The sequence below is a fragment of the Mycobacterium genavense ATCC 51234 genome, assembly GCF_000526915.1.
Classification (GTDB): domain Bacteria; phylum Actinomycetota; class Actinomycetes; order Mycobacteriales; family Mycobacteriaceae; genus Mycobacterium; species Mycobacterium genavense.
The window spans coordinates 24,038-35,757 of the sequence record NZ_JAGZ01000005.1 but is presented as its reverse complement, the minus strand read 5'-3'; the positions used below and the strand labels follow the sequence as shown (position 1 = coordinate 35,757).

The 11,720-nt window shown below is 67.9% G+C and carries 13 protein-coding genes; 4 read left to right on the top strand and 9 right to left on the bottom strand.

The genetic code is table 11. The annotated features are described in order from the left end of the window. Positions 1-118: 118 nt before the first annotated feature. The 6 genes from T428_RS0112760 to carD are packed head-to-tail and all read right to left on the bottom strand — an operon-like array spanning position 119 to position 5,158. On the bottom strand, positions 119-1,099 hold the full coding sequence (locus tag T428_RS0112760) for a glycerophosphodiester phosphodiesterase (protein ID WP_025736789.1): 981 nt from the start codon (positions 1,097-1,099) through the stop codon (positions 119-121). 5 nt (positions 1,100-1,104) lie between these two features. Next, a complete protein-coding gene (gene rlmB / locus T428_RS0112755) occupies positions 1,105-2,034 on the bottom strand; it encodes a 23S rRNA (guanosine(2251)-2'-O)-methyltransferase RlmB (RefSeq protein ID WP_025736788.1) in 930 nt (309 codons plus the stop codon). Between the two features lie 11 nt (positions 2,035-2,045). Further along, on the bottom strand, positions 2,046-3,455 hold the full coding sequence (gene cysS / locus T428_RS0112750) for a cysteine--tRNA ligase (RefSeq protein ID WP_025736787.1): 1,410 nt from the start codon (positions 3,453-3,455) through the stop codon (positions 2,046-2,048). A gap of 51 nt (positions 3,456-3,506) precedes the next feature. Then, positions 3,507-3,986, bottom strand: coding sequence for a 2-C-methyl-D-erythritol 2,4-cyclodiphosphate synthase (ispF, locus tag T428_RS0112745; RefSeq protein WP_025736786.1), 480 nt, complete (start codon positions 3,984-3,986; stop codon positions 3,507-3,509). Then, positions 3,983-4,654 carry a 2-C-methyl-D-erythritol 4-phosphate cytidylyltransferase gene (ispD, locus tag T428_RS0112740; RefSeq protein WP_025736785.1) on the bottom strand — a complete coding sequence of 224 codons (672 nt, stop codon included), beginning with the start codon at positions 4,652-4,654 and terminating at the stop codon, positions 3,983-3,985. The genes ispF and ispD overlap by 4 nt, the downstream gene beginning before the upstream one ends. 15 nt (positions 4,655-4,669) lie before the next feature. Then, the gene (carD, locus tag T428_RS0112735; protein ID WP_003419482.1) at positions 4,670-5,158 is read right to left on the bottom strand and encodes an RNA polymerase-binding transcription factor CarD; all 489 of its coding nucleotides are present in this window, start codon (positions 5,156-5,158) and stop codon (positions 4,670-4,672) included. Positions 5,159-5,531: 373 nt separating this feature from the next. Here carD and T428_RS0112730 point away from each other — a divergent pair, with 373 nt between their 5' ends. The 3 genes from T428_RS0112730 to disA are packed head-to-tail and all read left to right on the top strand — an operon-like array spanning position 5,532 to position 8,586. Further along, positions 5,532-6,026 carry a copper chaperone PCu(A)C domain-containing protein gene (locus T428_RS0112730; RefSeq protein ID WP_245604892.1) on the top strand — a complete coding sequence of 165 codons (495 nt, stop codon included), beginning with the start codon at positions 5,532-5,534 and terminating at the stop codon, positions 6,024-6,026. Positions 6,027-6,076: 50 nt separating this feature from the next. Next, positions 6,077-7,498: a DNA repair protein RadA gene (gene radA, locus T428_RS0112725; RefSeq protein ID WP_025736782.1), complete on the top strand. Its 1,422-nt coding sequence runs from the start codon at positions 6,077-6,079 to the stop codon at positions 7,496-7,498. A 14-nt stretch (positions 7,499-7,512) separates the two neighbouring features. After that, on the top strand, positions 7,513-8,586 hold the full coding sequence (disA, locus tag T428_RS0112720) for a DNA integrity scanning diadenylate cyclase DisA (protein ID WP_025736781.1): 1,074 nt from the start codon (positions 7,513-7,515) through the stop codon (positions 8,584-8,586). On the opposite strand, the gene T428_RS0112715 is transcribed toward disA, so the two are convergent. Then, positions 8,587-9,375, bottom strand: coding sequence for a hypothetical protein (locus T428_RS0112715; protein WP_156942959.1), 789 nt, complete (start codon positions 9,373-9,375; stop codon positions 8,587-8,589). It abuts the gene before it with no gap. A 79-nt stretch (positions 9,376-9,454) separates the two neighbouring features. Further along, the gene (locus tag T428_RS0112710; protein ID WP_025736779.1) at positions 9,455-10,072 is read right to left on the bottom strand and encodes a carbonic anhydrase; all 618 of its coding nucleotides are present in this window, start codon (positions 10,070-10,072) and stop codon (positions 9,455-9,457) included. Here T428_RS0112710 and T428_RS0112705 point away from each other — a divergent pair. Beyond that, positions 10,071-10,982 (top strand): HhH-GPD family protein, encoded by a 912-nt coding sequence (locus T428_RS0112705; RefSeq protein WP_025736778.1) that lies wholly within the window; start codon positions 10,071-10,073, stop codon positions 10,980-10,982. The two genes, T428_RS0112710 and T428_RS0112705, sit on opposite strands and share 2 nt — an antisense overlap. Here T428_RS0112705 and T428_RS0112700 read toward each other — a convergent pair. Further along, positions 10,965-11,720 (bottom strand): alpha/beta fold hydrolase, encoded by a 756-nt coding sequence (locus tag T428_RS0112700; protein WP_025736777.1) that lies wholly within the window; start codon positions 11,718-11,720, stop codon positions 10,965-10,967. The genes T428_RS0112705 and T428_RS0112700 overlap by 18 nt on opposite strands.

Sequence of the window (11,720 nt, the reverse complement as noted above, 5' to 3'; positions counted from 1 at the left end):
GTGACCTCGTTCGTCGACCCCGCTAGCCGGTTGCTGCGCCCGGGCATCCTGTGGCGCGCCGCCCTGGCCGATCGGCGACGGGAAGCCATCGATCTGACCCGGCCGACCGTATTGCCGATTAGCCCCGGTGATAGGCCGGCGGCAACGGCATGCCGAGCTCGGCCAGCACGCCGCGCAGCGTCGCGGGGTAGTCGGTGATGAGGCCGTCGACACCGTACCCGATTTGCTCGCGCATGGCACCGGCGTCATTGACGGTCCACGGAATTACCTTGAGCCCCAACGTATGTGCGTGATCGACATATGGCTTGCCGGTGACCAGCTGGTATCGGGGCGAGACGGCGTTGGCCCCCACCATCAGCGCCCCGAGCATCGGATCCCCGACCACCGCGGCGTCGATGCCGTTCAGCCACGGCGAATCCGGTGCCCAGGTTTGCTCGTCGTACAACGCCACCAACGGTATCGACGGTTCGGCCCGGTGCACCATCGGCAGCGTTCGCCAGTCGAAGCTTTGGATCTCGACGGAAGAGACCTTGCCGGCGGACCGGACCGCACCCAGGATCACGTCGACGAACTCCTGGGGCTCGGCAGATCTGCTCGGCTGGTCGGCCTCCACCTTGGTTTCGATGTTGTAGCGCACCGACGCTCGGTACGAGTCGGCGAGCGCGAAGACCTCCGGCAGGGTCGCTATCTTGTTTCCCCGCACCACTTCGGCGCGGGGAAACTCGGGCAATAGGCGTCCGCACTCCAGGGTGCGGATCTGCGTCAGGGTGAGCTCGTGCACCAACTTCCCGACATAGGGGTATTGCGGGTCGACGGCGAATGCGGGTCCGGTGCCGACGCATTTCTGCGCGTCGATCACCGGATCGTGCCACACCAGCGGTTGGCGGTCCTCGGTGATAACAACGTCGAGTTCGAGTGTGCTGACCCCGATTTCGAGCGATTTAGCGAACGCCCGCAACGATTCCTCGGTGGTTTCGCCCCGCCCGCCGCGATGCGCCTGCAGATCGAGGCCCGATTCCTGCGCCGCGGACAGCGGCAGCGGCACCAGCAACGCGACCGCGGTGAGCACGGCGCCCAGGCGGGTGAGCCGGCCGGCCAATCGGGTTAACTCCTGCGCTGACGCGCGATTTCGGCGAGTACCACCCCGGCGGCCACCGAGGCATTCAGCGATTCGGCCTGCCCGGCCATTGGTATCGACACCACCTGGTCACAGTTCTGCCGCACCAACCGGGACAGGCCCTTGCCTTCGGATCCGACGACCACCACCGTCGGGTCGGTGCCGTCCAGGTCGTCGACTATCGTGTCGCCGCCGGCATCCAGCCCGATCACCCGCACCCCCCGGTCTGCCCAATTCTTCAGTGTCCTGGTGAGATTGGTGGTGCGTGCCACCGGAAGCCGGGCAGCCGCGCCGGCGCTGGTGCGCCAGGCCACCGCCGTCACCGAGGCCGAACGGCGCTGCGGTACGACCACGCCGTGACCGCCGAAGGCCGTGACCGAACGAACGATCGCTCCGAGGTTGCGGGGATCGGAGATGTTGTCCAGCGCGACCAGCAGCGCCGGCGGCGACTGCAGTGCGGTGGTGAGCAGGTCGTCGGGGTGGGCATAGTTGTACGGCGGCACCTGCAGCGCTACGCCCTGGTGTAGATGGTTGTTGGTCATTTTGTCCAGATCGGAGCGCGGCACTTCCAGGATCGCGATGCCCAAATCGGCGGCCCGGGTGACGGATTCGGTCAGGCGCTCGTCCGCTTCTGCGCCCAGCGCGACGTACAGAGCGGTCGCCGGGACTCCGGCGCGTAGGCATTCCACTACCGGGTTGCGACCGAGCACGGTTTCGGTTTCGTCGGTTCGTTTGGCAGGCCGGCGCGGCTGCGACTGGGCAGCACGCTTGGCAGCGGGATGATTGGGGCGCAGGTGCGCCGGCGGGGTGGGGCCACGGCCTTCCAGCGCCCGGCGCCGCTGACCGCCTGAACCTACCGTCGGGGCTTTCTTACCGGACCTGCGTATTGCCCCTTGCCGCCGCGAGTTTCCGGCCATCTACTTGCCCATCACTTACCCGGGCCGGCTTGCAGCTCCCACTGCGGCCCGTCGGCGGTGTCGGTGACCTCGATGCCGGCATTCTTGAGCCGATCCCGAATCTGGTCGGCCAGAGCCCAGTTTCGCGCTTCGCGCGCCCGCTGCCGACTTTCCAGTTCGGCCCGGACGAGCACGTCGACCGCCGCGAGCGCGGCCGAGGTCTCGTCGCGCGTTTCCCACCGTTCGTCCAACGGGTCGCAGCCCAGGATGCCCATCATCGCGCGGATCGCGCGAGCGTTCTCCAACGCGCCCTCGTGGTCGCCGGCATCGAGCGCCCGGTTGCCCTCGGCGCGCGCGTGGTGGATCTCGGCCAGCGCGATCGGGACCGCGAGGTCGTCGTCGAGCGCCTCGGCGAATCGTGGCGTCCACTCACCGGGGACGACGCCGCCGACCCGGACCCGCACCCGATGCAGGAATTCCTCAACGCCCACATAGGCTTTCACCGCGTCCTGCAGGGCGGTCTCGGAGAATTCGAGCATCGACCGGTAGTGGGCACTGCCCAGGTAGTAGCGCAATTCCGGCGGCCGGACGCGCTGCAGCATCGCCGGGATGGACAACACATTGCCCAGCGACTTGCTCATTTTCTCCCCACCGAGGGTGACCCAGCCGTTGTGCAACCAGTAACTGGCGAACCCGTCCCCGGCCGCACGGCTCTGCGCGATCTCGTTCTCGTGGTGCGGAAATACCAAATCCATTCCACCACAATGGATGTCGAACTCCGGGCCCAGATAGGTGCGCGCCATGGCCGAGCACTCCAGATGCCAACCCGGGCGACCGCGCCCCCACGGTGTCGGCCACGACGGCTCGCCCGGTTTGGCGCCCTTCCACATGGTGAAGTCGCGCTGGTCACGTTTGTCGGTGGCCACGCCCTCGCCCTGATGGACGTCGTCGATCTTGTGGCCGGACAGCTGGCCGTACTCAGGGTAGCTGAGCACGTCGAAGTAGACGTCACCGCCACTGGCATAGGCGTGACCGTTTTCGATCAGGCGTTCCATTAATTCGACCATCTGGGTGATATGGCCGGTGGCGCGCGGCTCCGCCGACGGCGGCAGAACATCGAGGGCGTCGTAAGCCGCGGTGAACGCGCGTTCGTAGGTGGCCGCCCACTCCCACCACGGCCGGCACGCGGCGGCGGCCTTGTTGAGGATCTTGTCGTCGATGTCGGTCACGTTGCGGATGAACGCGACGTCGTAGCCGCGCGCCATCAGCCAGCGGCGCAGGATGTCGAATGCCACGCCGCTGCGGACGTGCCCGATGTGGGGCTGCCCCTGAACGGTGGCGCCGCACAGGTAGATGGAAACGTGCCCCTTGCGTAGCGGCACGAATTCACGCACAGCGCCGGCTGCGGTGTCGTGTAGCCGCATAGGGGGGCGATCGGTCACGACGTGCCAGCTTACCTGGTACTTCAGCCCGGCCGACCGCAGCTCGCGGGGCTATCGGTGGGGGACAACCAGGGCCGTCGCGATCGCGGCCAGGCCCTCGCCCCGCCCGGTCAGTCCCAACCCGTCGGTGGTGGTGGCCGAAACCGACACCGGAGCGGCCAGCAGATCGGAAAGCAGCTGCTGTGCCTCGGCGCGGCGCGGGCCGATCTTCGGCTGGTTACCGATCACCTGCACAACAGCGTTTCCGACCCGAAAACCTTGCCGCGCCAACAAATCGACGACGTGGTGCAGCATTTCGGCGCCGCTGACGCCCTTCCACCGCGGGTCGGCGACGCCGAACACCGCGCCGATGTCGCCCAGCCCGGCGGCCGACAACAGCGCGTCGCACAACGCGTGCGCGGCCACGTCACCGTCGGAGTGCCCCGCGCAACCGTCGGCGTCGGGGAACAGCAGACCCAGCAATCGGCACGGCCGGCCGGGCTCGATCGGGTGGACGTCGGTGGCCAGGCCGACCCTGGGAAGGTCGGTCACCGGCGCACAATCGCTTGGGCCAGCAGCAGATCCAGCTGGGTGGTGATCTTGAATGCCAGTGGGTCGCCGTCGACCACCTGAACCTGGCCGCCGACATGTTCCACCAGGGAGGCGTCGTCGGTGAAAGCCGCGCCGGCCGCTCGCTGGTAGGCGCGCAACAACAGGTCGGTGGCGAATCCTTGCGGAGTCTGCACCGCGCGTAGTCCGGCGCGTTCCGGAGTGCCCAGCACCACGCCGTTGGCGTCCACGGCCTTGATGGTGTCATGCAACGGCAGCGCGGGCACCACCGCGGCGTGCCCGGCCCGCAACGCGTCGACCACCCGCACGATCAGCTGCGGGGGCGTCAACGCCCGCGCGGCGTCGTGAACCAGCACGAAATCCGGTTCGCCGGGCAGGGCGGACAACGCCAGATTGACCGATTCGGTGCGCCCGGCGCCGCCGGCCACGACGATGGCCTGGTTGTCCAGGACTTGCTCGCCCTGGTCGATGCGATCGGCGGGCACCGCCGCCACCACGCGGTTGACGACCCCGGATTTCAGCAGACCTGCCACGGCCCATTCCAGCAGAGTGCGCCCGTCGAGTTCGCAGAATGCCTTCGGGATACCGGCGCGCAGCCGCTGGCCGGACCCCGCGGCCGGGACCACTGCGACGACTGTGTCCCCGACCACCTGAGCTCAGGGCCTTCAGGAAGCGGCGGCCAGAACCTCGTCGAGGATGGTCTCCGCCTTGGCGTCGTCGGTGCTCTCAGCGAGCGCCAACTCACCGACCAGAATCTGCCGGGCCTTGGCCAGCATGCGCTTCTCACCCGCGGACAGGCCGCGTTCCTGGTCGCGACGCCACAAGTCGCGGACAACTTCGGCGACCTTGTTGACGTCGCCCGAAGCGAGCTTCTCGAGGTTGGCCTTGTAGCGGCGCGACCAGTTGGTGGGCTCCTCCGTGTGGGGAGCACGCAGCACCTGGAAGACCTTGTCCAGGCCCTCTTGTCCCACGACGTCGCGGACGCCGACATATTCGGCGTTCTCGGCGGGAACTCGAACGGTCAGGTCACCCTGCGCGACTTTCAAGACGAGATACTCTTTTTGCTCCCCTTTGATGGTGCGGGTTTCAATCGCCTCGACTAACGCAGCACCGTGGTGTGGATAAACAACGGTGTCGCCGACCTTGAAGATCATCAGATTCGAGCCCCTTTCGTTACCTCAGTCTAACACGGCGGTCCAACACGCGCGAAGCAACAGTGCAGGTCAGGGGCACAACGCGCGTTGAATAGGGGTTGACAGACGGACGAAGACGTGCAATGGAACACACTAGCAATGCCCGGTCCTGCCCACGGCAGTGCCCCCGCCACCGCCGTTGCGGTGCTGGTCTTTGCACCTGCGCTACCGCTCAAACGTTCGTTCCTACTACTGTGCATAGTTGCACGGCGACGTGGGCGTCACCGTGCCATGACTTGCTCTGACCAGCCGGACCGATCCCAGGAGGCATCGAGTGAATCGCTTCAAGACCAGCCTCGCGGCCGGCCTTCGCGCCCGAGTCGTTCTAGTCGGCGTGGCCACCCTGGTTGCCGCCGTGCTCACCGGCTGTGGGGCCGGGCAGATCTCGCAGATGGCCACACAGGAGCCCGCCGTCAACGGCAACAAGGTCACCTTCAACAACGTGGCGCTGCGCGACATCCGCATCCAGGCCGTGCAGACCGGCGACTACCTGCGTCCGGGCAAGAACGTGGACCTGGTGCTGGTGGCAGTGAATCAGTCCCCGGATGTCGAGGACCGGCTGCTGGGGATCACCAGCGACATCGGCACCGTGACCGTCACCGGTGACGCTCGCCTGCCCGCCAGCGGCATGCTGTTCATCGGCACGCCGGAAGGCCAGAAGGTGGCACCGGGCCCGCTGAACCCCAACAGCGCGGCCAAGGCGTCGGTCAATCTGGCCAAGCCGATCACCAACGGCCTCGCCTACAACTTCACCTTCACCTTCGAGAAGGCTGGCCAAGCCAGCGTGCAGGTGCCGATTTCGGCCGGAATGGCGCCGTCGGAGATCTAACCGGCCGTGTCACGGCGGGTCTTGTCGGTCCCGCCGGATACCGTCATGACGTGGCTAATGCGCGCTCGCAATACCGTTGCTCGGAGTGCGGACATGTCACCGCCAAATGGGTGGGCCGCTGCGGCGAATGCGGCATTTGGGGCACCGTCGACGAGGTGGCCGGGCTCAGAACGGTGAGCGGCCGCCGGCCGGTGAATGCGGCGTCGCTGGCCGTCCCGATCAGTTCCATCGAACCCACCGCCAGCCAGCACCGCGCGACGGGGATCGGCGAGTTCGACCGCGTGCTGGGCGGCGGCGTGGTGCCCGGCTCGGTGACGCTGCTGGCCGGTGACCCGGGCGTCGGCAAGTCGACGCTGCTGCTCAAGGTCGCCCACCTGTGGGCGCAGTCCGGGCGGCGCGCGCTGTACATCTCCGGCGAGGAGTCCGCGGGCCAGATCAAACTGCGCGCCGACCGCATCGACTGCGGCAGCGACGAGCTGTACCTGGCCGCCGAATCGGACGTGCCCACCGTGCTCGACCACATCGCGACGGTCAAACCCGCGCTGGTGATCGTGGACTCCGTGCAAACCATGTCCACCACCGAGTCCGACGGGGTCGCCGGCGGGGTCACCCAGGTGCGCGCGGTGACGGCCGCGCTGACCGCCGCCGCCAAGGCCAACGGCGTGGCTCTGATCCTGGTCGGCCACGTCACCAAGGACGGCGCCATCGCCGGACCGCGCTCGCTGGAACACCTCGTCGACGTCGTGCTGCATTTCGAGGGCGACCGCAAAGGCTCGCTGCGAATGGTCCGCGGCATCAAGAACCGCTTCGGCGGCGCGGACGAAGTCGGGTGTTTCATGTTGCACGACAACGGGATTGAGGGCGTGGCCGACCCGTCCAACCTGTTCTTGGATCAGCGGCCCGCCCCGGTGCCCGGTACCGCGATCACCGTCGCTTTGGACGGCAAGCGTCCGCTGATCGGCGAAGTCCAGGCGCTGCTGGCCACGCCGAACGCCGGCTCGCCGCGCCGCGCGGTCAGCGGGATCGACCACTCCCGGGCCGCGATGATCACTGCCGTGCTGGAAAAGCACGCCAGGTTGCCGCTCGCCGCGAACGACATCTACCTGTCCACGGTGGGCGGCATGCGGCTTACCGACCCGTCCTCGGATCTTGCCGTCGCGATCGCGCTGGCGTCGGCGCTTGCCGATCTGCCGCTGCCCACCACCGCGGTGATGATCGACGAGGTCGGACTGGCGGGCGATCTGCGCCGGGTGAGCGGGATGGATCGTCGGCTGGCCGAAGCCGCCCGGCAGGGGTGCAGCACCGCCCTCATCCCGGCGGGATGCGGGGCCGTTCCGCGCGGCATGCGGGCCCTGAGCGCACCCAACATCGGCGCGGCGCTGGGGCACATGATCGACATCGCCGACCACCGCAGCGGCGGGCCGGTACGGCTCGAACGGCTACACATTGTCCCGCCACCGGCAATGGCGTAGCAGAATGACAGGCTGTGAGGCGTCCCACGCTGCGTGAAACAGTCGCCCGCCTGGCGCCGGGCACCGGGCTCCGCGACGGCCTGGAGTGCATTTTGCGCGGCCGTACCGGCGCGCTAATCGTGCTTGGCAACGACGATAACGTCGAGGCGATCTGCGACGGCGGCTTCGCGCTGGACGTCCGATACGCCCCGACCCGGCTCCGCGAACTGGCCAAGATGGACGGCGCCGTCGTGCTGTCCACCGACGGCAGCCGCATCGTGCGGGCCAACGTGCAGTTGGTGCCCGATCCGTCGATACCCACCGACGAGTCGGGCACCCGGCACCGCTCGGCGGAACGGGCCGCGATCCAGGCCGGCCACCCGGTGATCTCGGTCAGCCACTCGATGAACATCGTCACCGTCTACGTCGGCGGGGAGCGCCATGTGCTGGCCGATTCGGCGACCATCCTGTCGCGGGCCAACCAAGCCATCGCCACCCTGGAGCGTTACAAGACCCGCCTCGACGAGGTCAGCAGGTTGCTGTCGCGCGCGGAGATCGAAGATTTCGTCACGCTGCGCGACGTGATGACCGTGGTGCAGCGACTCGAACTGGTCCGCCACATCGGGCTGGTGATCGACTACAACGTCGTGGAATTGGGCACCGACGGGCGTCAGCTGCGGCTGCAGATCGAGGAGCTGCTGGGCGGCAACGACACCGACCGGGAGTTGATCGTGCGCGACTACCACGCCAGCCCCGAACCGCTCTCGGATGCGCAGCTGACCGCGACGCTGGACGAGCTGGACGCGTTGTCGGATACCGAGCTACTCGAAATCACATCGCTGGCAAAGGTTTTCGGATATCCGACGACGGCCGAGGCGCAAGATTCGGCGCTGAGCCCGCGCGGCTACCGGGCGATGGCCGGCATCCCGCGGCTGCAGTTCACGCATGTGGATCTGTTGGTCCGCAGCTTCGGGACGCTGCAGGGTCTGCTAGCCGCGAGCTCCAACGACCTGCAATCTGTCGACGGCATCGGCGCGATGTGGGCCCGCCATGTCCGGGAAGGGCTCTCGCAGTTGGCGGAGTCGACGATCGCCGACCCGCTCAACTAACTAGCCCGCGGGCGAGGGACCGGGAGCAGCCCCGGGCTGCGGCACCGCCAGCTGACCCGGCACCGGCCCCGGCGGGGGCGGTGGCTGGTTCAGGATGAACGGAACCGGGAGCGAGCGCAGATTGCCCAGCTGGACGACGAGGTTGTAGGTGCCCGGTCCGATCGCCGGCCGCGGCAGTGGGCAATGCGGCGAGGACCCCATGCCGGTCCAGGTCACCGCCGTCGTCACCTGTTCGCCCGGCGTGAAGGTCTTGACCAGGGTCTCGTTCGACGGCGCGCAGTCCAGGTTGGACCACAGCCGCTTGTTGTCCAGTGAGTAGACGTAGGCGGCCAGCACGGCAGCGCCGACATCGCGCTTGCAGGCCACCAACCCGATGTTGGTGACGACCATCGTGAACTTCGGCTGGTCACCGATGAAGTACTGGGGAGCGTTGGTCAGCCCCTTGACGGCCAGCGTCGAGTCGGGGCAGTCGTCGCCCTCCTTGAGCACCGGAGGCGGCTGCACAGCCGCGGTCGGGGTGGGGGCCTCGGGGTTTTGCCCCTGCGGCACCGGGGTGACGCCTTCCTGCCCCGGCGGTGGCGGCGCTTGCGGCGGGGGCGCCGCCGGGGTGCTTTGACCGGGGCCGGCCTTGTTCACGCTGGCCGGCTTGGCACCGGCGGTGTTGCCCATGAAAGCGACGACGGCAGCGACGATGATGCTGATCACGACGACCGCGATCCCCAGGGCCAGCCCCCTGCGCCGCCAATAGATCTCCGTGGGTAGTGGGCCACGCGGTTCCAGATCGAGCACGATCACACCATAAGTCCAGGTCACGCCGATTTGCCCGATCCGACTCGGCGTGTCGCGATGTTAGCTGGCCGATGGAGTGCTATTCGCCGATGTCGCCGATGTGGTCGACGAGCACCGCCCGCCCGTCGGCCAGGTGATAGGTGACCCCGGCGAGCCCCAGCGTGCCCGCCGACACCCGCTCGGAGATGGCAGAAGAACGGGACACCAGCTGTGCGCACGTTTCTTGGACGTGCCGGTCCTCGAACTCGTCGACGCGGGCCAGGCCGTCACGCCTGCCCAGCAGGATCGACGACGAGACCCGTTCGACCAAGTCCCGTACGAAGCCGGGCGGTATCGCACCGTCGTCGATGGCGCTGACCGCGGCCGTGACGGCGCCGCAGTTGTTATGGCCGAGGACGACGATCAGCGGGACGTCGAGGACCGTGACCGCGTATTCGATCGAGCCCAGCACCGCCGTGTCGATGGCCTGGCCGGCGGTGCGAACCACGAATACGTCACCCAGACCCTGATCGAAGATCAGCTCGGCGGCCACCCGGCTGTCCGAACAGCCGAAGATGACGGCGGTCGGCTTCTGGCCGGCGGCCAGGCTGGCCCGGTGGTCGACGCTCTGGCTCGGGTGCGCGGGCCGGCCGGCGACGAATCGCTCGTTACCCTCTTTGAGTGCTTTCCAGGCGGACACCGGATTGGAGTTGGGCATGGCATTCATCATGCCGCAGCGGCCGATGATTGGCAGTCCACACATATCAGTTACCAATCTTCTTGATTGGTACGCGCGCTCGCGTCGCGATCTGCCCTGGCGGGAACCAGGTGTGACCGCCTGGCAGATCCTGGTCAGCGAGTTCATGCTGCAGCAGACGCCGGTGGCGCGGGTGCTGCCGATCTGGACCGAATGGGTGCGGCGCTGGCCCACCCCGTCGGCGACCGCCGCGGCCAGCGCCGCCGACGTGCTGCGGGCGTGGGGCAAGCTGGGCTACCCCAGACGCGCGAAGCGTCTGCACGAGTGCGCGATCGTGATTGCCCGCGACCACGGCGACGTCGTGCCCGACGACGTCGAAACCCTATTGGAATTACCGGGAATCGGCACCTACACCGCACGGGCGGTGGCGTGCTTCGCCTACCGCAAGGCGGTGCCGGTGGTGGACACCAACGTGCGACGGGTGGTGGCCCGCGCCGTGCACGGCCTGGCCGACGCGGGCAGGCCGTCGGCGACCCGCGATCTTGCCGATGTTGCGACACTGCTGCCGAAAGACGATAGGGCGCCTGTGTTTTCGGCGGCGCTGATGGAGTTGGGTGCTACGGTGTGCGTCGCGCGGACACCCCGCTGCGGGTTGTGCCCAGTCGATCACTGCGCGTGGCGGCAGGCCGGCTTTCCCCCGGCGGACGGGCCGGCCCGCCGCGTTCAGACGTACGCCGGAACCGACCGCCAAGTTCGTGGCCGTCTACTCGACGTGTTGCGCGCCAAGGATTCTCCGGTCACCCGAGCCGAGCTGGATGTGGCGTGGCGCAGCGATACCGCGCAGCGGGACCGGGCGTTGTACTCGCTGCTTGCCGACGGCCTGGTGACGCAGACCGGTGACGGCCGGTTCGGGTTAGCCGGCGAGGAATAGCTCTACCGCTTGTCGGTAGACCTGCGGCGCTTCGTCGTGGATCAGGTGACCAGCCTCAGGTACCATCAGATATGTTGCAGCAGAGTGTTTTTCGTACATTGTGCGCATCTGGCCCGGCGGGGCGACGGAGTTGCCGGCCTCGAGCAGCAACGCTGGGGCCCGGACCGTCAGCCACTGCTCCCAGTAGTCCCGGGTGCCCCATTCCGCGGCGATCTCGATCCATCGCGAGGTGTGGCCGTGTAGCCGCCAACCGGTGTCAGTGCGGTCGAAGGCATCCAGGAAATACTGACCGGCGACCGGCCCGAATTCGTTGAAAACCTGTTGCTCAGTGCTGAATTCGACGGGCAGTGCATGCAACCACGGCTCCCAGGGACCGGTGGTGCGGCCGCGGAAGTCCGGCGCCATGTCCTCGAGCACCAACGCCGACACCAATTCCGGACGCTGCGCGGCCAGGCACCACGAGTGCAGGGCGCCCATCGAATGCCCCACCAGCCGGACCAGGGCGTCCAATGTGGTTATCGCGTCGGCGAGATCGGCCACGAAGCGTTCGGTGCTTATCGGGTACGGATCCTCGACGTCGCGACCGCGGTGCCACGGCGCGTCATAGGTGTAGACCGTGCCCAGCCGCGTCAGCCACGGCAGCTGACGCGACCAGGTGCTGCCGCGGCCCATCAGGCCGTGCACCAATATCAGCGGCTCGCCGTGCCCGCCCCGGCAAGTCAGCAGATCGGTGGGCAT